16 protein-coding genes, 1 other RNA gene and 1 pseudogene are annotated in these 20,499 nt (G+C 67.0%); 10 read left to right on the forward strand and 8 right to left on the reverse strand.

The window, feature by feature from the left end:
- Nucleotides 1-42: 42 nt before the first annotated feature.
- The 5 genes from LL962_RS14805 to LL962_RS14825 form a co-directional block, all read right to left on the reverse strand.
- A complete protein-coding gene (locus tag LL962_RS14805) occupies nucleotides 43-996 on the reverse strand; it encodes a DUF4268 domain-containing protein (RefSeq protein WP_228317457.1) in 954 nt (317 codons plus the stop codon).
- Between the two features lie 147 nt (nucleotides 997-1,143).
- Entirely contained in the window at nucleotides 1,144-1,554 is a 411-nt protein-coding gene (locus LL962_RS14810) for a DUF2752 domain-containing protein (protein ID WP_228317458.1), read from the reverse strand.
- Nucleotides 1,554-1,898: a CD225/dispanin family protein gene (locus LL962_RS14815; protein WP_104541665.1), complete on the reverse strand. Its 345-nt coding sequence runs from the start codon at nucleotides 1,896-1,898 to the stop codon at nucleotides 1,554-1,556. Before LL962_RS14815 ends, LL962_RS14810 begins: the two co-directional genes overlap by 1 nt.
- 450 nt (nucleotides 1,899-2,348) lie before the next feature.
- Entirely contained in the window at nucleotides 2,349-4,271 is a 1,923-nt protein-coding gene (locus LL962_RS14820) for an MFS transporter (protein WP_228317459.1), read from the reverse strand.
- A 208-nt stretch (nucleotides 4,272-4,479) separates the two neighbouring features.
- On the reverse strand, nucleotides 4,480-5,355 hold the full coding sequence (locus LL962_RS14825) for a LysR family transcriptional regulator (protein WP_104586049.1): 876 nt from the start codon (nucleotides 5,353-5,355) through the stop codon (nucleotides 4,480-4,482).
- A 97-nt stretch (nucleotides 5,356-5,452) separates the two neighbouring features.
- Between LL962_RS14825 and LL962_RS14830 the strand changes: the two genes are divergently transcribed.
- Nucleotides 5,453-6,643, forward strand: coding sequence for an MFS transporter (locus LL962_RS14830; RefSeq protein ID WP_228317460.1), 1,191 nt, complete (start codon nucleotides 5,453-5,455; stop codon nucleotides 6,641-6,643).
- Nucleotides 6,644-6,704: 61 nt separating this feature from the next.
- Nucleotides 6,705-6,780: non-coding RNA, sX9 sRNA (locus LL962_RS14835), on the forward strand.
- Nucleotides 6,781-6,806: 26 nt separating this feature from the next.
- On the opposite strand, the pseudogene yccS reads toward LL962_RS14835, so the two are convergent.
- The 3 genes and pseudogenes from yccS to purH form a co-directional block, all read right to left on the reverse strand.
- Nucleotides 6,807-8,990 (reverse strand): annotated as a pseudogene (gene yccS, locus LL962_RS14840) (YccS family putative transporter); the annotation flags it as partial.
- Between the two features lie 303 nt (nucleotides 8,991-9,293).
- On the reverse strand, nucleotides 9,294-10,589 hold the full coding sequence (purD, locus tag LL962_RS14845; RefSeq protein ID WP_228317461.1) for a phosphoribosylamine--glycine ligase: 1,296 nt from the start codon (nucleotides 10,587-10,589) through the stop codon (nucleotides 9,294-9,296).
- A 116-nt stretch (nucleotides 10,590-10,705) separates the two neighbouring features.
- A complete protein-coding gene (purH, locus tag LL962_RS14850; protein WP_104586042.1) occupies nucleotides 10,706-12,289 on the reverse strand; it encodes a bifunctional phosphoribosylaminoimidazolecarboxamide formyltransferase/IMP cyclohydrolase in 1,584 nt (527 codons plus the stop codon).
- A 74-nt stretch (nucleotides 12,290-12,363) separates the two neighbouring features.
- Between purH and LL962_RS14855 the strand changes: the two genes are divergently transcribed.
- The 8 genes from LL962_RS14855 to LL962_RS14890 all read left to right on the forward strand — a co-directional run bounded on the left by LL962_RS14855 (nucleotide 12,364) and on the right by LL962_RS14890 (nucleotide 20,331).
- Nucleotides 12,364-12,978: a CDP-alcohol phosphatidyltransferase family protein gene (locus LL962_RS14855; RefSeq protein WP_228317462.1), complete on the forward strand. Its 615-nt coding sequence runs from the start codon at nucleotides 12,364-12,366 to the stop codon at nucleotides 12,976-12,978.
- Nucleotides 12,979-13,062: 84 nt separating this feature from the next.
- A complete protein-coding gene (locus tag LL962_RS14860) occupies nucleotides 13,063-14,817 on the forward strand; it encodes a bifunctional alpha/beta hydrolase/class I SAM-dependent methyltransferase (protein WP_228317463.1) in 1,755 nt (584 codons plus the stop codon).
- A complete protein-coding gene (locus LL962_RS14865; protein ID WP_228317464.1) occupies nucleotides 14,814-16,151 on the forward strand; it encodes a phosphatase PAP2/dual specificity phosphatase family protein in 1,338 nt (445 codons plus the stop codon). The genes LL962_RS14860 and LL962_RS14865 overlap by 4 nt, the downstream gene beginning before the upstream one ends.
- Nucleotides 16,148-16,594 carry a hypothetical protein gene (locus tag LL962_RS14870; RefSeq protein WP_228317465.1) on the forward strand — a complete coding sequence of 149 codons (447 nt, stop codon included), beginning with the start codon at nucleotides 16,148-16,150 and terminating at the stop codon, nucleotides 16,592-16,594. The genes LL962_RS14865 and LL962_RS14870 overlap by 4 nt, the downstream gene beginning before the upstream one ends.
- Nucleotides 16,591-18,087 (forward strand): TIGR04222 domain-containing membrane protein, encoded by a 1,497-nt coding sequence (locus tag LL962_RS14875; protein ID WP_228317466.1) that lies wholly within the window; start codon nucleotides 16,591-16,593, stop codon nucleotides 18,085-18,087. The genes LL962_RS14870 and LL962_RS14875 overlap by 4 nt, the downstream gene beginning before the upstream one ends.
- 8 nt (nucleotides 18,088-18,095) lie before the next feature.
- Nucleotides 18,096-18,731, forward strand: coding sequence for a CDP-alcohol phosphatidyltransferase family protein (locus LL962_RS14880; protein WP_228317489.1), 636 nt, complete (start codon nucleotides 18,096-18,098; stop codon nucleotides 18,729-18,731).
- Entirely contained in the window at nucleotides 18,728-19,360 is a 633-nt protein-coding gene (locus tag LL962_RS14885) for a lysophospholipid acyltransferase family protein (RefSeq protein WP_228317467.1), read from the forward strand. The genes LL962_RS14880 and LL962_RS14885 overlap by 4 nt, the downstream gene beginning before the upstream one ends.
- Nucleotides 19,357-20,331: a phosphatidate cytidylyltransferase gene (locus LL962_RS14890; protein ID WP_228317468.1), complete on the forward strand. Its 975-nt coding sequence runs from the start codon at nucleotides 19,357-19,359 to the stop codon at nucleotides 20,329-20,331. The genes LL962_RS14885 and LL962_RS14890 overlap by 4 nt, the downstream gene beginning before the upstream one ends.
- Nucleotides 20,332-20,499: the final 168 nt, after the last annotated feature.

Below are 20,499 nucleotides of genomic sequence, written 5' to 3' on the forward strand. Positions count from 1 at the left end.
TGAACCGCACTGCAGGATCTCACCACTACGGTGAGTGCAAGATCATCCAAGCGCCTGCTGTACAAAGGCAGGAAACACCTCTTTGAACTTCAGTAGCTGCTGGATTGCCCACTCACGAATCTCGTTAAGGACTTCAGTTTCTGCGTCGATGTCCCCATCTCGATAAACAGCGATTCTGCAAGCTCTACGGTTGTCGAGACGTTCCCAGCTAAGTTCATGTCTAATTTGACTTTGAATTTTCTCCTTTTCTAAAAAAATTCTGTCAAACAGATCTTCGTTTTTTAGTTTGTCACCGCAGTCTATGTAAATTTCAACTCGAACCTTTCCGCCGGTGGTGAAACTTGTGCCAAATTTATAGACCTTGGAATTTGCCGATGCGAATGTATACCAATTTTGGGGTTGCCCAGAACGAGCATTTGTAAACTTGTGATTGTCTCGCAGTTCGTCGATAAGTGTTTGAAAGTAAGTGCGGTATCGCTCCTGCGTTTCCGATGTGCTTTGCGCTGTATCGTTTCCGCTGATGCTGGCTTCGTTCGGTCTGGATACGATTGATAATATAAAAGCGGGTTTGGAGTCGTTGATGCGAATTGCAGATGCCTCGATTGCGTACAGGCTCAAACTTTCTTTGAGGTTGAGATTTAGGAAATCCATCGCAGCCTTGTGTTCCGCGCGAATAGATTCTGCGATCCAGACCACTACGCCAGCGCCTAAATAGGAGGCATAGGTAATCAGTTGCCCCAAGTGTTTGTGATCTGTTGCGCCAAATTGATTTTCGATCACAATTAATTTACTGCTGGATAGGTCTCTCGCGATGATGTCGGCTGAAAAATCGCCGACCGACGTTTCCGTTGATTCCAGCTGGAGGTCCATTCCAAGCTTTTTGCCAAGAACCTCTAAATTCTGTGAGAGCCATGGTGTGAAGTGAGTGGCTTCACCTGGCCATAGATTTTTGAGGCTGACGTTCTCAATCGTTCCAAGATCCAATTGCGTCTCCATTAATATATTAGTTAATAATATAAAAACTAAATCGAATTACGTCATCTAGAATATTGCTCGATGCTGTCAAGTATTTTGGTGCTCAAAAAAACTTAGGTCGCAAGTTGTTCATCCACGCAGAGTTTATCGCTCGTGTATGACTGCTGGTTATCCCGGCGCCAGCAACGTAAACGGAAACCACGGCAGATTGCGTGCGATCCAGTAGGTAGGCAATGCCCATAGCCAGAACTTCGGTTCGGACATCAGGTTCACTACCGGGGCGAACCAGCGCGCGCGCCAGCCGGCTTTCCAGGCGATCAGGCCGGGCAGGGTGAACAGGCCGAGGACCGCTGCCGGGTTCATCGCGAAGGCGCCGGGCAGGTCGAAATGCACCAGCGCATACAGTGCGCGGGTCATGCCGCAGCCGGGACAGTAGCAGCCGGTGACGGCGCGGAAGACGCAGGGCGGGAACGGGCTGTTGCTCGCGTTCGGATCGAAGCGATACAGCAACGACACGCCGAGGGCGGCCACGCCGGTGGCCGCCCCCAGTCCAAGCCAATGGCGTGGACGCAGTTGCATCACTGCATGTGCTGCAACTGCTGCATGTATTCCATGTAGCTCTGCATGCCGCCGGTGGCGACCATGCCGATGTTGATCAGCAGGCCGATCACGGCCAGCACGCTGGTCACGATGCACCAGGTCTTGGCGGTGTTGGAGGCACGGCGTGCGCCGTCGATGTCGCCCTGGTTGAGCAGGCCGTTGACCTTGCTGGAGAACACGATCGCCACGATGCCGGTGATCAGGGCCGGGCAGCACAGGCAGAAGCCGAGCACGGTGGAGACGATCGCCCAGATCAGGTGGTTCGGCACCGGGCCGGGCGCTGCGCTGGACGAGGGATGGATCGGCGGTGGGATGGCACTCATGGTGAAGCTCCTTGGGTGGTAAACAACAGCGAACTGATGGGTGAGTGGGGTGTGTTGCCGGATGCCTGGCGCAGCGCTGGTGCGTGCGGTGTGCGCTGACGCTGGCCGGATGGGCCTGATGCGAAGGCGGGCGTGTGCGTACGCGGCAATCGGAGGCCCGGCAGCTGCGGACGCGAATGCTGCGGCGCCGTGCTGGGCGCCTGTCTGCGTCGACCTGGCGCGCCGCGATCGCGCATCCACGCGGCTACCGTGGCCGGCACGATGGCCAGCCGCTGGCATGCACGGCACCCGCCGATCACGGCAGATGCCTCAGGCGCGATGATGTTGAGTACAACGACATTCCCCTCGATGCGGCCGGCCGTGTCCGCTTGGCGAACGCGGCGGTAAAGCGTGCAGTGGCGCACAGGCTACTCGCGGTGCGCGATGGACGCAAAGCCCGCATCTGGTGGCTCAGGGGTGGTCCTGGCGCAATCCGCGCACCTGCCGTTCGAGCAGCGCGGCGCTGGCCTGTTCGCCGGCGATGGCGGGGCCGGCGACCACTCCGATCTGCGCGCGCATCCGACGCGGCACGCGCATGCGGCCCAGGCGGGTGTCGCGGCGACTCCACATGCTGGACCACATGCCGCGCAACGCCATGGGAACCACCGGCACCGGGCGCCGCTGCAGGATCTTCTCCACACCAGACTTGAACGCAGCGATCTCGCCATCCTTGGTCAAGGCGCCCTCGGGGAAGATGCAGACCAGCTCGCCGTCGGCCAGCGCTGCGTCGATACGGTCGAAGGCCTGCTGCATCAGTGCGGGGTCTTCGCGTGCGCCGGCGATCGGGATGGCCTTGGCGGTACGGAAGATCCAGCGCATCACAGGGATGCGGAAGATCTTGTAGTACATGACAAAGCGCACCGGGCGCGGAATCACCGCCGACAGGATCAGCGCATCCATGTAGCTGACGTGGTTGCACACCAGCAGGGCGGCGCCCTCGTCGGGCACGTGCGCATCGATGTCGCGCGCGCGCAGCCGGTACAGCACGCTCACCAGCACCCAGCTGAGGAAGCGCATCAGGAACTCGGGCACCAGGGTGAAGATCCACAGCGCCACCAGCGTGTTGGCGATCGCCAGCGCCAGGAACACCTGCGGAATGCTCAGGCCAGGCAGCGGAATCCGCACGCCGAACAGCACCACTTGCGGCAACTGCAGCGCGATGCCGATCACCGCCGCGGCGACGATGAACAACGCGTTCTGAATGTTGAGCCCGGCAATGACGCGTGACAGCTCGGCCTTGGGCGTGCGGCTCTGGATCAGCGCAAACAACGGCACCACGAACAGACCGGTGAACAGGCCGATGCCGAGCAGATCCACGATCAGCCGCACGCTGCCGGCCTGCTGCACGAACTGGCCGATCGACAGATCGCTCACCGGCGCAGCGCCGGGACGGGCGAAGTACAAGTCCAGCAGAAAGGCGCTGATGCCGAATGCGCCCAGTGGCACCAGGCCGATTTCCACGGTACGCCCGGACAGCCGTTCGCACAGCAGCGAACCCACGCCGGTGCCGATCGAAAACAGCGCCAGCGCGAACACGTACAGGTCTTGCTGGCCGCCCAGATTGAGCTGGGCATAGGTGGGTAGCTGCGCGGTCAGCACGGTGCCGACGAACCAGAACCACGACACGCCCAGCACCGCGTTGCGGACCGCCGGCGTGCGCCGGGTCAGGCGCATGATGGCACGCGATTCGGGAATGGGGTTCCAGTTGATGGTCAGCTCCGGTGCGCCGGCGTCGACGCGCGGGACCAGCCGCGCCACCAGATTGCCGGTGACGGCGATGACGATCACCGCAGTGGCGGCCGCCTCCGGACCATGGCTGCCGGCGATCTGGAAAATCAGCCCGCCGAAGATCATGCCGCACAGGATCGAGATCGAGGTGCCCATCTCGACCAGGCCGTTGCCGCCGGTGAGTTCTTCCGGCTTCAGCACCGACGGCAGGATCGAATATTTCACCGGCCCGAACAGGGTGGACTGCAGGCCGGTGCAGAACAGCGCCACCAGCAGGATCACCATGTTTTCGGTGATGAAGCCCACCGCGGCCAGCGACATGATCGCGATTTCCATCGTGGTGGTGATCACGATGAGCTTCTGCTTCTCCAGCTTCTCGGCGATCTGCCCGGCCAATGCGGAAAACAGGAAGTACGGCAGGATGAACAGCGCCGGCGCCAGATTCGTGTAGAGCGTGCGCTGGGCCGCGTCGATGCCCAGGTAGAACAGCAGGCCGATGATGGCCTGCCGATACACGTTGTCGTTGAACGCGCCCAGCGCCTGGACGGCGAAGAACGGCAAGAAGCGGCGCTGCCTGAGCAGGGCGAACTGACTGTGACCGGACATGCAGTTTCCTTTGCGAACGCGCGCAGCCTAGCAGGCTTCCACGGCGTGCTGGTGGATGGACGGTGCGCCCGCCGCGCTGGCCTTACCGAGGCTGTGCGTGGTTACCCGGCCGCCGCGCAGATCCGGACGACTGCGTAGCGGCCTGGCAGCGCTGGACGTCGGGGCGCGGGGCCCTCGCGCCACCGTGTGCCTGCCCGGCGCGGACGCGCTAGGCGGGGGCGGCTCCACCCAGCAAGGCCACGAAGGCGCGCGCGGCCGGCGTGGGGTCCGGTCGCCACACTGCGTAGGTCTGGAAAACGAAGCGTTCCTTGAGCGCCACCGTCACCACGGTGCGCATCCTGCCGGCCATGGTCTGCGGCACGATCGCCACGGCCAGCCCGGCGGCGACCAGCTCACGCATCAGGTCGGCATGGGTCACTTCGTACTGCTGGCGCTGCCGCAAGCCGGCCTGGTCGAAGGCGCCATCGACGATGCCGCGCACGCCGGCGCCGGCCACCAGCCCGGCCATCGGCTCGTCGTCCAGCTCGGCCAGCGCCACCCGCTTGCGCGTGGCGAAGCGGTGGGCGGCAGGCACGATCAAGGCCAGCGATTCTTCGTGCAGCAGCAGGCGTTGTGCGGGCAGCGCGACCTGCGGGCCGACCCCGACCAGGGCCACGTCCAGGCGCCCTTCGCTCAGGTCGTGCAGCAAGGCCTCGCTCATAGCGGTACGCAGGTGCACGTCCACGCGCGCGTGTGCGGTGCGGAACTGGCGCAGCAGTGCCGGTACCCGCACCGTAGTCAGCGAGGAGATCTGCCCCAGCGTGAGCCGCCCGCGCACCGTGCCCAAGGCCTGCGCCATTTCGTCATGCAGGCGCTCGGCCGCGCGCAGGGTCTGGCGGGCGTTATGCAGGAACACCTCGCCGGCCGCCGTGGGGCGCACCTGACGCGGGCCGCGCTCGAACAGGCGCGCGCCCAGCGCTTCCTCGATCTTGGCCACCTGGTGGCTGAGTGCCGATTGCACCGTGTTGCAGCGACGGGCGGCAGCGGTGAAGCCGCCTTCTTCGGCCACGGCCACGGCAAATTCCAGCTGTCGCAGGGTGAACATGCGATCTCAAAAAAAGATGGGCACAGTGAAAACAATACATTGGAAAGATGCCGGCGCGTTGCCCACACTGCGCCCACTCCTTCTCCAGGCCAACGCCATGACCGCCGAGTCCACTGCCCACCCACCGCTGCCGCGTCGCCTGGTGTTGCTGATGGCCGCCGCCACCGGGCTGGCGGTGGCCAGCAACTATTACGCGCAGCCGCTGCTGGAAACGCTGGCGCAGGCGTTCGCCATCCAGGTGCGCAGCGCCGGCGCGGTGGTGACTGCCGCGCAGCTGGCGTACGCGGCCGGTCTGCTGTTGCTGGTACCGCTGGGCGACCGGCTGGAGCGGCGTGGGCTGATCGTGGGGCTGTTCGTGCTCAGTGCGGCCGGGCTGCTGGTCAGTGCCGCGTCGCACAGCTTTGGCATGTTGCTGGTGGGTACGATCGTGACCGGCGCCAGCTCGGTGGCCGCGCAGATCCTGGTGCCGTTCGCCGCCACCCTGGCCGCACCGCACGAGCGCGGGCGGGCGATCGGCACGGTGATGAGCGGCTTGCTGCTGGGCATTTTGCTGGCACGTACGGCGGCTGGCCTGCTGGCCGGAGTTGGCGGCTGGCAGACGGTGTACTGGATCGCCTCGAGCCTGCTGCTGCTGACTGCCGCACTGCTGTGGCGCGGGCTGCCGCGGCATCCCGGCAATGCGCGATTGTCCTACCCGCGGTTGGTGGGCTCGGTGCTGACGCTGCTGCGCGACGACGCGGTGCTGCGTGCGCGTTCGGTGCTGGGCGGGCTGATCTTTGCCGGCTTCAGCATGTTCTGGACCACGCTGGCGTTCCTGCTGTCCGGGCCGGCGTACGGCTACGGTACGGCGGTGATCGGGTTGTTCGGCCTGATCGGTGCGGCCGGCGCGCTGGCGGCCAATCGCTCCGGCCACTGGTCCGACCGCGGCCATGGCGACCGTGTCAGTTGGGGCGGACTGCTGATGCTGCTCGCGTCATGGGGGCTGCTGGCGTTCGCTCCGCAATCGATGGCGCTGCTGATCGTGGGCGTGCTGCTGCTGGATATCGCGGTACAGGGCGTGCACATCGCCAATCAGAGCGTGATCTACCAACGCAATCCGCAGGCGCGCAACCGCATCACCTCGGCCTATATCACCTGTTACTTCATCGGCGGCGCGGTGGGCTCGACCCTGAGTACGGCGGCCTATGCACAGGCCGGCTGGACGGGCGTGGTGATCGGTGGCGCGGCGCTGGCGCTGGCGGCGTTGGGGTGGGTGGCGCTCAGTGTGTCGCGGGGCGCCTGGAAGTAAGAGCGATTAACAGAACTACTGCGCAGCCGCCAGGCGGGCGCGGCCGGTGCTCGGAATCTTCATGTACCACACGTACACTCCGGTTCCTCCGCGCCGTCCACACCCACCTGACGACCGCTCGCTACGTTCTGTCAGCCGCTCTAAGCCTGTCCTTGGGAGCGGCGTTGTCGGCCGGTGCCTCGGTGACGGCCAGCGCCGCGTCACGCAGAGTGGGCAGCAGGCGCAGGGTCAGCGCCAGCTGGTCGCGCACCAGGCGTTGCTTGGGCGGCAGCTGGAGCGCGTGCTGTTCGAGCGCTTCGGCCATGGCCAGTTCGTCGCTCTCGTCGTGCTGCGGCAAGGGCTGGCGTTGGCCCAGTGCGGTGGCGAGGTCGCCGAGCGCGCGCTGCAGGTAGTCGCCGGCCCGGGCGATGCTGGCATCGTGTTCGCCGTCGAGCGCGGCGCGGTGCGCACCCAGCGCGGAGAGGTAGCCGAGCAAGGTGTTGGACAGCGCCAGGAAACGGAAGCCCGCGTCCAGGTTGCGCCGGTAACGGCCCGGCTCGCGCAGCATGTTGGACAGCGCCACCGAAAGCGCGGCGTCGGCGTTGTGCATGTCGCGGCGCGCGATGCGGTACGGCAGATCGTCGCGCATGCCGCTGGCATATTGCTCCAGCACCTGGCCCAGGTAACGCGCGCAGCTGGCCAGTACCGTGGCCATCACCTGGTTGAGGCGGCGGCCCTGCCAGTCGGGCAGGATCAGGAACGAGGCCGCTGCGGCGATGGCGCAGCCGATCACGGTGTCGATCAGGCGCGGCCAGATCAGCACGAAGCCATCGCCGAGCAGGTTGAAGCAGAACAGCGCCATCACCGTGATGCCGGCGGTGGCCAGCATGTAGCGATCGGTGCGCGCGATGAAGAACACCAGGGTGGCCACCAGGGCGAGCAGCAGCTGCACTTGCGTGCTGGGAAACAGCTGCATCAGCGCCCAGGTGGCGACCAGGCCGATCAGGGTACCGGCAATGCGTTGCACCAGCCGCCGCCGGGTGGCGCCGTAGTTGGGGCGGCACACGAATGCGGTGGTGAGCAGGATCCAGTAGCCGTTGTCGGCATGGATGGACAGCATCACCGCGTAACCCACCACCAGCGCGATGGCCATGCGCAGGCCATGCCGGAACAGCACCGAGCCGGGGGTGAGTTGCTGGCCCAGGCGCGCGGCCATTTCGCGCAAGGTGTGCGGGGACGAGTCGCGCAGCCGGGTATCGAGGTTGTCGCTGGTGGAATCGGACTGCGCCGCTTCGGACAGGCGCCGTTCGATGCTCTGCAGATTGGTGACCAGCAGCTCCAGTGCGCCCAGCAGGCGGGTCAGCGCGGGATCGGCACGCGCATGCAGGTAGTCCAACGACTGACGCAGGTCGTCGGTGGCCAGGCGGCTGTTGTCGCCGTAGTCGAACGGCTGGCGCAGGCGGATCGCCTCGCCCAGCGCGGCGCAGGCCTTGCCCTGTAGCGCGAGCAGGCGCTGGCAGCGGTACAGCACATCGCTATGGAAGAACGCATCGGTCAGCGCTTCGTACGGGTAATGCGAGGAGCTGGCGCGCTCGTGGAATTCCTGCGCCATGTAGTACAGCCGGAAATACAGCCCCGATTGCACGCCCGGCCGTCCCGAGCGGCCGAAGCGGCTGATGATGGCGGTCTTGGCCGCGTTGAGCGCGGCCACCACGCGGGCGTTCTGTTCGGCCAGCGCCAGCCGGCGCGCATGCAGGTCGCTCTGGCGCACCGGCTCGAACAGGTCGGCCTTGCGCCGCAGATACAGGCCTAGCTCGAAGAACAGCCGCGACAGCCGCTCGCGCACCGGGCGATTGGCGAACAGGATGGTCCACAGGATCGACAGCACCCCGTACCAGCCGGCGCCGATCATCAGCAACGCCGCACCCTGCCAGGCGATGCGCGGATCGTGGCTGCCATGTTGGTCCATGCCGATCATGGCGTAGATCGACAAGGCCACCGTGGCCTGTGCGATCGAGGCATAGCGCTCGCCCAGCGCGCCCAGCAGCGTGAGCGAGAACGTCGCCACGGCCAGGCCGATCACGAACGGCAGCGGGTAGGGGAACAGCACGGTGACCGACGCGGCGGCGGCTGCGAAGCAGAGCAACGACAGCAGTACCGATTTGGTGCGGCCCAGCCAGTTGTCGTCGGTCTCGGCAATGGCGCTGGCGATGATGCCCAGGAACAGCGCCGGCACCGCGGTCAGCTGCTGCCGGTGCCAGCACACGCCCAGCGCCACCGCCAGCGCGATGAACACACGCAGGCCGTAGCTGGCCTTTTCATGGGCCCACAGGCGGCTGAGGCGGGTTTCGAAGGACGTGGCGGCCACGGTCTCGGCAAGGGCAGGCGTGACCGGCATTATTGCCGCAGCCGCACGCTGCCGGTGTGGACAGGGGCTAGTCCTTTGTCAGTAGCCGGCATGGGTGCGGACTGGAGCGGCGTGCGCGATTGCGCCGCAGCCCCGCTGCATGGCCGCTTACCGCGCTTGGCGACTTTGCAACCTGTTGAACACAGCCTGCTCGGTGACCATCAGCGAGCCGTTGCTCTGTTCGGCCGACAAGCAGCGGATGTCCGTGCTTGCCCCCATCCGCCCTTCGGGCACCTTCCCCCGCCAGCGGGGGAAGGACACTGCTTAGCCCTGCGCCTGCCGTTCGCGCGCGATCGCACGCCAGCCGATGTCGCTGCGGTGGAAGGCGTTGGGCCAGTGGATCGGCTGCAGGCCGGCATAGGCGCTGCGCTGGGCGTCCTGCACGCTGTCGCCGAGCGCGGCCACACACAGCACGCGGCCGCCGGCGCTGAGCACCTGGCCGTCGGCATTCAAGGTGGTGCCGGCGTGGAAGACCTTGGCGCTGGCCGGCACGGCGTCCAGGCCGGTGATGACCTCTCCGGTCACCGGTGCTTCCGGATACGGCCTGGCCGCGATCACCACACCCAGCGACGGGCGCCGATCCCACTGCGCCTGCACGCGGTCGAGTGTGCCGTCGATGGCCGCTTCAACCAGCTCCACCAGGTCCGACTGCAGGCGCAGCATCACCGGCTGGGTTTCCGGGTCGCCGAAGCGCACGTTGAATTCGATCACCTTGGGCGCGCCCTGTGCGTCAATCATCAGCCCGGCATACAGAAATCCGGTGAACGGCACGCCGTCGGCGATCATGCCCTGCACGGTGGGCTCGACCACTTCGCGCATCACCCGCGCATGCACCTCCGGCGTCACCACCGGGGCCGGTGAGTAGGCGCCCATACCGCCGGTATTGGGGCCGGTGTCGCCATCGCCCACCCGCTTGTGGTCCTGGCTGGTGGCCATCGGCAGGGCGTGCTTTCCATCGACCATGGAGATGAAGCTGGCTTCTTCGCCATCGAGGAACTCTTCGATCACCACGCGTGCGCCGGCATCGCCGAATGCATTGCCCGAGAGCATGTCGCGTACCGCGTCTTCGGCCTCGGCCAAGGTCATCGCCACGATCACGCCCTTGCCGGCGGCCAGGCCGTCGGCCTTGACCACGATCGGTGCGCCCTTCTCGCGCACATACGCCAGCGCCGCATCCACCTCGGTGTGCACGGCGTAATACGCGGTGGGAATGCCGTGGCGGGCGAGGAAGTCCTTGGCGAAGGCCTTGCTGCCTTCCAGCTGCGCCGCCTTGGCGGTGGGCCCGAAGATGCGCAGGCCGGCGGCGTGGAAGCGGTCGACCACACCCAGCACCAGCGGCACTTCCGGGCCGACCACGGTGAGCGCGACGGCCTCGCGCTGCGCCAGTGCCAGCAGGCCATCCAGATCGTCGACCTTGATCGCGACATTGCGGCATTTGGCTTCGCTGGCGGTGCCGGCATTGCCCGGCGCCACCAGCACTTCGCCAACGCGTGCGGATTGGGCGATCTTCCAGGCCAGCGCGTGTTCGCGGCCGCCGGAGCCGATGACGAGGATTTTCATGGATGTACCGGGATTTGGGAGTCGGGATTAGGGATTGGTCAACGCAGGATCACGGATCGGAGCGAGCGAGAGGCGGTGCCACCAATCCCCACTCCCGAATCCCCAATCCCGGTCCGTCAGTGCCGGAAATGGCGCACGCCGGTGAACACCATCGCGATGCCGTGTTCGTCGGCGGCGGCGATCACTTCGCCATCGCGCATCGAGCCGCCAGGCTGGATCACCGCCTGGATGCCGGCTGCGGCTGCGGCGTCGATGCCGTCGCGGAACGGGAAGAACGCATCGGAAGCCATCACCGAGCCGGCCACCGTCAGCTTGGCTTCTTCTGCCTTGAGCGCGGCGATCTTGGCGCTGACCACGCGGCTCATCTGCCCGGCGCCCACGCCGATGGTGCGGCTGTCCTTGGCGTAGACGATCGCGTTGGACTTGACGTACTTGGCCACGCGCCAGGCGAACAGCAGATCGGCCAGTTCGGCCTCGCTGGGTGCGCGCTGGGTCACCACGCTCAATTCGCCCAGCGACATGCCGCGATTGTCGGCCGACTGCATCAGCAGGCCCGAGCCGATCCGCTTGGTGTCGTAGTTGTTCAAGCCGTTGCCGTGCGGGATCTTGAGTACGCGCACGTTGGCCTTCTTGCTGGCGTAGTCGAGCGCGCCGGCCTCGTAGTCGGGCGCGATCAGCACTTCGACGAACTGGCGATCCAGGATCGCCTTGGCGGTGGCCGCATCCAGTGGCGTATTGAAGGCCAGGATGCCACCGAAGGCGCTGGTGGGATCGGTGGCATAGGCCAGTTCGTAGGCATCGCCGCAGGCCACACCCACCGCCACGCCACAGGGATTTGCATGCTTGACGATCACGCATGCCGGCGCGTCGAACTGACGCACGCATTCCCACGCCGCATCGGCATCGGCCAGGTTGTTGTAGCTCAGTTCCTTGCCCTGCAACTGCTGGAAGGTGGCCAGCGTGCCCGGCACCGGATACAGGTCGCGGTAGAACGCGCCGGCCTGATGCGGGTTCTCGCCGTAGCGCAGGTCCATCACCTTGACGAAGTTGGAGTTGATCTGCGCCGGGAAGGGGCTGCGCGTGGGCACGGCTTCGGCGCTGTCGGCCACCGCCGAGAGGTAGTTGCTGATGGCCGCGTCGTACTGCGCCACGCGGTTGAATGCGGCCACCGACAGCGCGAAGCGCTTGGCGGCCGAGAGCTGGCCGTCGTTGGCCTCCAGCTCGGCCAGCAGCTCGGGGTATTGCGCCGGGTCGGTGGCCACCGCCACACGGGCGAAATTCTTGGCCGCGCTGCGCAGCATCGCCGGGCCGCCGATGTCGATGTTCTCCACCGCCTCGGCCAGGGTGCAGTCGGCCTTGACCGTGACCGACTCGAACGGATACAGGTTCAGCACCAGCAGGTCGATCGGCACGATGCCGTGTTCGGCCATCACCGCTTCATCGGTGCCGGCGCGGCCGAGCAGGCCGCCGTGCACCAGCGGATGCAGGGTCTTGACGCGGCCGTCCATCATTTCCGGGAAACCGGTGAGATCGGCCACGTCCTGGACCGGCAGGCCGGCCTCGCGGATCGCCTTGGCGGTGCCGCCGGTGGACAGCAGCGCGACCTTGCGCGCCACCAGCGCGCGGGCCAGGTCGAGCAGGCCGGTCTTGTCGGAAACGGAGAGCAGGGCCCGGCGCACGGGCAGCAAATCAGTGGCCATCGGTGGGGGATGTCGAAGCGGAGCAGCCGATATTGTAGGCTGCGCCAGCGCTCGAATGGACTCAACATTCCCGTATGGCCTCGATCTATGCTCTGAAGGGACGCTTCCAGGCGCTGCTGCGGCCCATGGTGGGCGCGCTCTACCGCGGCGGCATCACGGCCAACCAGGTGACGCTGACCGCGGCGGCGGTGTCGTTGCTGGTCGCGGCGGTGGTCTATCACGCCGGCGCCGGCTGGCCCTGGCTGTATCTGCTGCTGCCGGTGTGGATGCTGCTGCGCATGGGCCTCAATGCCATCGACGGCATGCTCGCGCGCGAGTTCGGCCAGCAATCGCAACTGGGTGCCTACCTCAACGAAGTGTGCGACGTGGTGGCCGATGCGGCGCTGTACTTGAGCCTGCTCGGCGTGCCCGGCGTGGGCGCGCATTGGTTGTGGATCTTTGCGCTGCTGGCCGCACTGACCGAATACGCCGGCGTGCTCGGGCTGATGGTCGGCGCCAGCCGCCGCTACGACGGGCCGATGGGCAAGAGCGACCGCGCGTTCGTCATCGGCGTGGTGGGGCTGGGCCTGGCCTGCGGCCTGCTGGGGGCCGGTGCCGTCACCTGGATCGCGTTGGCGCTGAGCGTGGCCTGCCTGGCCACCGTGTGGCGGCGGGTGCGTGCGGGACTGGCAGAGGCATCGGCACGCTGAGCGCGCTGCGTGCACCGGGCTGTTTCCGGCTGGCCGGTGCCGGTTCGGCCGTTGCCAAGACAACTTCTCTTTCAGGATGATTCCATGCGTGATGTCGTAGAGCGTGAGTTCGCCAGTTTCGATGGCGCGCAGTTGTTTTATCGGCATTGGCCGACGCAGGGGGCCGTGGCGTCTGCCAGGGCGGTGGTGCTGCTGCACCGCGGGCATGAGCACTCCGGGCGGGTGATGCATCTGGCCGAAGAGCTGGACCTGCCCGACGCGCAATTCTTTGCCTGGGACGCACGCGGCAATGGCCGCTCTCCGGGCGCGCGCGGCGATGCGCCCGGCTTCGAGGCGCTGGTGCGCGACCTGGACAGTTTCATCGCGCACCTGGGCAGCGTGCACGGCATCGCGGTGCAGGACATCGTGGTGATCGCGCAAAGCGTGGGCGCGGTGATCGCGGCCACCTGGGTGCACGACTACGCGCCGCCCCTGCGCGCGCTGGTGCTGGCCTCACCGGCGTTCAAGGTCAAGCTGTACGTGCCGTTCGCACGCGCAGGGCTGAAGCTGATGCATGCGCTGCGCGGCAACTTCTTCGTCAACAGCTACGTCAAACCGCAGTGGCTCACCCACGATGCGCAGCGCGTGCAGAGCTACCGCAACGATCCGCTGATCACCCGCCCGATCTCGGTGCGCGTGCTGCTGGGTCTGTATGCCGCCGCCGCGCGCGTGGTGGACGATGCGCAGGCGATCACCGTGCCGACCCAGTTGCTGGTGTCCGGCGCGGATTTCGTGGTGCATCGCGGCCCGCAGGACCGCTTCTACGAGAACCTGCGTTCGCCGATCAAGCAGCGCCACTGGCTGCCGGGCTTCTTCCACGATACCCTGGGCGAACGCGACCGCGCGCTGGCGCTCGCGCCGATCCGCGCCTTTGTGCAGGCGCGCTTTGCGCAGCCGCCGGTACGTGCCGACTTGCGTGATGCGCATCGTGCCGGGCCCAGTTTCGACGAGGCCGAGCGGCTGGCCTGGCCGCCGCAACGCAATAGCCTGCAGGACCTGCGCTGGCGCTGCGTACGCGCCGGGCTACGCCTGGGCGGCAGCCTTTCCGAAGGTATCGCGCTCGGCCTGCAGACCGGCTTCGATTCCGGCAGCACGCTGGATTACATCTATCGCAACCAGGCGCGTGGACGCGGGCCGCTGGGTCGCATGATCGACCGCAATTATCTCGACGCGATCGGCTGGCGCGGTATCCGCATCCGCGGCGTGCATCTGGGCGAGTTGCTGCGCGATGCCGCCAGCCGTCTGCGCCAGGCCGGCCAGCCGGTGCGCGTGCTGGATGTCGCCGCCGGCCATGGCCGTTACGTGCTGGAAGCGCTGGGCAGCGGCGCGCAGCGTGCCGATGCCATCGTGCTGCGCGACTTCGCCCCACTCAACGTGACACAGGGCAGTGCACTGATCCAGACGCTGGGTGCAGGCGAGATCGCGCGCTTCGAGCAAGGCGATGCGTTCGATCCCGCGGCGTTGGCCGCGGTGCAGCCGGCGCCGACCCTGGCGGTGGTGTCGGGGCTGTACGAGCTGTTTGCCGACAACGACCAGGTGGCGCGCTCGCTCGCCGGCCTGGCCGCCGCAGTGCAGCCTGGCGGCTATCTGCTCTATACCGGCCAGCCATGGCACCCACAGCTGGAATTCATCGCCCGCGCGCTCACCAGCCATCGCGATGGCGTGGCCTGGGTGATGCGTCGGCGTAGCCAGCAGGAAATGGACGGCCTGGTCGAGGCGGCGGGCTTTCGCAAGGTGGCCCAGCGTATCGATGCGTTCGGCATCTTCACCGTGTCGCTGGCGCAGCGGATCCAGGCATGACGCCAGGCGCGCGTCCTACCGGCCGTGCCGCGCTGTGGCTGGCGTTGCTGGGCCCGTTCTTCTTCCTCAGCTACGGCCTGGCCAATCTGCTGGCCGGGCGCGCGGTGGACGTGCCCTCGGTGGTGTTCGACTGGGAGCATGGCATGCCGTTCTGGCCGTGGACCATCGTGCCGTACTGGTCGATCGACCTGTTCTACGCCGCCTCGTTCTTCGTCTGCAGTACCCGGAGCGAACTGGACACGCATGCGCTGCGCCTGCTCGGCGCGCAACTGATCTGCGTGGCCTGTTTCCTGCTGTGGCCATTGCGCTACAGCTTCGTGCGGCCGGACACCGACGGCGTGTTCGGCTGGCTGTTCGCGGTGCTGTTGGGCTTCGACAAGCCGTTCAATCAGGCGCCGTCGTTGCACATCGTGCTGCTGGTGGTGCTGTGGGTGCGCTATGCGCAGCATCTGCCTGGCATCTGGCGCTGGCTGCTGCACGGCTGGTTCGCACTGATCGGGGTGTCGGTACTGACGACCTATCAGCATCACTTCGTGGATATCCCCACCGGGCTGGCGGTGGGCTGGCTATGCGTGTGGCGATGGCCGGAGCGCATCGCCGCACCGTTCGCGCAGGCGCAGCTGGCCCGCGATGCACGCCGTTGGCAGCTCGCGGCGGCGTACCTGGCCGGCGTCCTCGCCAGCGCCGCGCTCGCGGCCTGGAGCGGCGGTGCCGGGCTATGGGCGCTGTGGCCGAGCCTGTCGCTGGGGCTGGTCGCAGTGAACTATGCGGCACTTGGCCCGCTCGGCTTCCAGAAGCGCAGCGACGGGCAGCTGAGTCTTGCCGCGCGCTGGTTGTATGCGCCGTATCTGTTGGCCGCATGGTGCAACTCACGCCTGTGGACGCGCCGCGACCCGCTGCCACGCCTGGTCTGCGACGACGTATGGCTGGGCCGCATTCCATTGCCCGCACAGCGCGCCGCATTCGCAGCCGTGGTGGATCTCAGCGCCGAGCTGTCGCTGCACGCCGCGCGTGCGCACGACCAGGTGATTGCGATGCTGGACCTGGTGGCACCGCCACCTGCCAGTCTGCGCACCGCCGCAGCCGCCATCGCGGCGGCGCGTGCGCGCGGACCGGTGCTGGTGTGTTGCGCGCTGGGCTATTCGCGTAGCGCGGCCAGCGTCGCGACCTGGCTGGTTCGCAGCGGCCGCGCCGCCGACGTGGACAGCGCCATCGCCCAGCTGCGCGCGGTACGCGCTGCGATCGTGCTTGGACACGCGCACCGCGCGGCCATCGCGGCGGCCTGCAGCGGCCATGACAGCGACCAGGACGTGCCCGACCGGAGATCGCCATGACCACCTCCCTGATGACCCTGGCAACCATGCGCGCGGTACTGCGCCAGGGCGGCATGCTGGACCGGTTCTCGTTGTTGCTGCTGGCCGCGGCCATTGCCTTGCTCGGCGTCGCCGAAGCGCCGCCGTTGATCCAGTTGAGTTATGGGCTCAGCGTGCTGGCCGGGATGCTGCAGCGCTACTGGGCGTTTCGGGTAGGACTGGATGCCGACCTGCTGGACGGCGTGATCGCGCAGCTGGCGCATCGTGGCGGCAGCGAAGACGCCGCCGCGCAACAGCTGGATGCGGCGTTGCATGCGGTTGGCCTGGTGGCGACGCCACCTTCGCCACGCGACTGGTCTGCCCGTTGGAACGGCATGCGCCGCCTGCTGCGGTGGCAACTGCTGAGCGTGGCGGTGCAGACCCTGGCACTGGTTGCAGCGCTGGCGTTGCGGGTGTGGCGATGACCGACAGGCCTGACGCCGTTCCCGCCGCGCCAATGGCGGCGACGCCGGCGCAGCTGGCGCTATGGCAACGCCTGCAGCATGACCGCTTCGGCGACGATGCGCAGGCGCTGCCGGCCTTCGTCCAGCGCGTGGCCAGCCAGGTGCGTTGCAGCACCGCGCAGGCGCAACGGCTGGTGGAGGAATACCGGCGGTTCTGCTTTCTTGCCTGCACCGACTCGCACGATGTCACGCCCAGCCCGCCCGTCGATCAGGTCTGGCATACCCACCTGACCGACACCCGCGAGTACTGGCAGCGGTTCTGCCCCCAGGTGCTGCAGACCAGCTTGCACCATCGGCCTGGGCGCGGGGGCGCGGAAGACGCCGCGCGCTTCCAGGCGCAGTACCGCCGTACGCTGGACCGCTACCGCACCCACTTCGGCGAGCCGCCAGCATCGTGCTGGCCGCCAGCGCCGCCGCAGCCCGCTGTCAGCATGCAGCGCTCTGACGACACCTCCGAGGCCATGTTGCGCGCATTGCGCGGCCTGCCGCCCCAGGACATGTCGCGGCAGCTGCCTCGCGCGTTGATCGGCTGGACGCTGCTGGCGGCGGTGATGGCATGGCTGGGGGCGGCATCCAGTGCCGGGGTGGTGTCGCCGCTGCAATGGCGAGGTGTTCAGTTCCTGTGCGTGTTCATTGCGCTGATCGGTGTGGCCTGGTCGATGGCGGCCTGGTTGCGCCGGGTGCTGCGGCGCGGCCGCGCGGCCGGGACACTGGAGGCCGCCGAGCTGGCCTATCTGAGCGGAGGTGCCGACCGCGTGGCCGACCTGTGGTGCACCGAACTGCTGGTGCGTGATGCGGTGTCTCTGCAGCGCGACGAGAGGGAGCCGGCATACCGCTGGGTGGCGTGTCAGCCGCAGGCCACGGTGACGCCCGCACTCGAGCCGGCGCTGCAGATCCTGCGCACGACCGAGGATCCGCTGCTGGCGTTGCGCGCATTGCGTGCGCAGGCCGCACCGCTGAAGCAAGGCCTGATCGACAAGGGGTTATGGCTCACAGGGGGCGCGGCAGCCGGGCTGCGCCTGATCAGCACCGTGCCGGTAGCCCTGGTGTGGCTGCTGGGCGCCTGCAAGCTCGTAATCGGGGTGCAAGGCAACCACCCGGTGGGCTACCTGTTGGGCCTGATGGTGCTGACCAGCGCGCTCGTCCTCGGCTTTGCGCTGGTACCGGTGCGGCGCACCCTGGCTGGCGATGCCTGCCTGCAGACATGCCGGCAGGCGCTGCGGCGCGACGCTGCACGCAACGGTGGCGATCCCGCCGAAGCGGTTGCGCTGTATGGCACCGTCGTGCTGGTAGGCACCGCATGGGCGGACTATCACAGCCTGCGTGCCCCGCACGGCCATGACGGCGGCAGCGGCAGCACGTGTGGTGGAGGCGGCGACGGTGGTGATGGTGGCAGCAGCGATGGCGGTGGTGGCGGTGGTGGCTGTGGCGGCTGCGGCGGGGGAGGTGACTGATGCAACGCATGCAACGGCAACGGCAGCGACGGCTGCGCTGGGCACAGGCCTTGCGCAGTCGCGGTGCCACGCCCAACGGGGTGTCGTGGGTGGGCATCGGGTTCGCGGCGCTGGCCGCACTGATGTTCTACGTGGGCCTGAGCGCCCCCGCACGCGAAGGCGCCGGGCCTTTGCTGCTGGCCGTGCTCGGCTTGCAGGGGCGGTTATGGTGCAATCGCATGGATGGCGTGCTGGCGCGTCAGGCACGCATGGTGTCGCGTGCCGGCGAGGTCTACAACGACGCGCCCGATCGCCTGTCCGACGTGCTGGTCTGCGTGGGCCTGGGCTATGGCTTGCAGGCCGGCCTGCCGTGGGCCGCGCAACTGGGCTGGGCGGCGGCGCTGTGCTGCGTGGCCACCGCGTATGTGCGCATGCTGGGCCTGGCCTGCGGCACGCCGGAACCGCGGCAAGGGCCGATGAGCCGCGTGCAGCGCATGCAGTGGCTGTCGCTGGCAGCCTTGCTGGCCTTGCCGCTGCAGTGGACGGGCCAGCCGCGTCTTGCGGCGTGGCTGCTGATCGCAGCGTTGGCGGTGTTGATGGCCGGTGCTGTGCTGACCGTGGTGTTACGGCTGCGCACGATCGTGCGCACATTGGAGCAGACATGATTGCCCGCTTGATCGCACGCGCTTGCAGCGGCGCCATCCGCACGCTCACCGGTGCACGCGCGTTGTGGCGTGGTTGCGCGCCATCCAACGAGCGCCGCGTGTATTACGGTAACCACGCCAGCCACGGCGATTTCGTGCTGATCTGGTCGTCATTGCCGGCCAGCCTGCGGCATGAAGTGCGCCCGGTGGCTGCGGCCGATTACTGGCAACGCACTGCGCTGCGGCGTTATCTGATCCATGCGGTGTTCAATGGCGTGCTGATCGAGCGCGACCCGGCGCAGCGCGTGCGCGACCCGATCCAGTGCCTGTGCGATGCGGTGGATGGCGGTGATTCGCTGATCCTGTTTCCCGAGGGCACGCGCAATCCCGACGAAGGCGTGTTGCCGTTCAAGAGCGGGCTGTATCACCTGGCGCGGCAGCGCCCGGAACTGGAGTTCGTGCCGGTGTGGATCGACAACCTCAAGCGGGTGATGCCCAAGGGCAAGTGGCTGCCGCTGCCGCTGTTGTGCACCACCACCTTCGGTGCACCGTTGCGGCTGGATGCCGACGAAGACAAGGACGCATTTCTGGCGCGTGCGCGTGAGGCGCTGCTGGCGTTGTCACCGGACCAGCTGGAGGCGCGCGCATGAGCCTGTATCTGTACAGCGGGCAGTTGCAGCAGTCGTCCATGCATCAGCAGACGCTGTGGTTGTTCAGCGGGATCGCCTTGGTGCTGGTGATCGCCACGCTGATCTCCGAAACCCTGCGCTGGCGCGCGCGCGCAAGGCCCAGCGCGGTACTGGACAATCTGGTGGCACGCATTCGCGCCTGGTGGGTGATGGCGGCGGTGGTCGGCATCGCGTTCGTGTTCGGCCGCGCCGGCGTCGTCGTGCTGTTCGCGCTGGTGTCGTTGTTCGCGCTGCGCGAGTTCATCACCCTCACGCCCACCCGGCGTGGCGACTATTACGCGCTGCTGGCGGCGTTCTACATCGTGCTGCCCTGGCAGTACGGGTTGGTGTGGACCGGCTGGTACGGCATGTACACGCTGCTGATTCCGGTCTATGCATTCCTGGTGCTGCCGATCCTGGCCACCATCGGCGGCGATACCACGCGCTACCTGGAGCGCACTGCCAAGGTGCAGTGGGGCCTGATGATCTGCGTGTTCTGCATCTCGCACGTGCCGGCTTTGTTGAACCTGCAGATTCCCGGCTATGCCGGGCGCAACCTGCTGCTGATCGCGTTCCTGGTGATCGTGGTGCAGTCCTCGGACGTATTGCAGTACATCTGGGGCAAGCTCGCCGGCCGCCACCTGATCGCGCCGAAGCTCTCGCCCTCCAAAACGGTGGAAGGCTTCATCGGCGGCGTGCTGTCGGCCAGCCTGCTCGGGATGGCACTGTGGTGGATCACTCCGTTCGCACCCTGGCATGCGTTCGGGCTGGCGCTGGTGGCCAATCTGATGGGCTTCTTCGGCGGGTTGGTGATGTCGGCGATCAAGCGCGATCGCGGCATCAAGGACTGGGGCCACATGATCGAAGGCCACGGTGGCGTGCTCGACCGCCTGGACTCGGTGTGCTTTGCCGCGCCGGTGTTCTTCCACCTGATCCGTTACGGCTGGGCGTGAGGTGGAGTGGGAAGCGGGAAGCGGGAAGCGGGACCCGGGACCCGGGACCCGGGACCTCGGGGTGATCGCGAGCTTCAAGCAGACGTGCGCAGCAGGCGCTTCGCACACTGCGGTTCTGAAACAGCGGAGCGGTATTGCGCGGCTGCCGAAACACTTGAATTAGACCTA

It is taken from the genome of Xanthomonas sp. NCPPB 1067 (assembly GCF_020783795.1).
GTDB lineage: Bacteria > Pseudomonadota > Gammaproteobacteria > Xanthomonadales > Xanthomonadaceae > Xanthomonas > Xanthomonas melonis.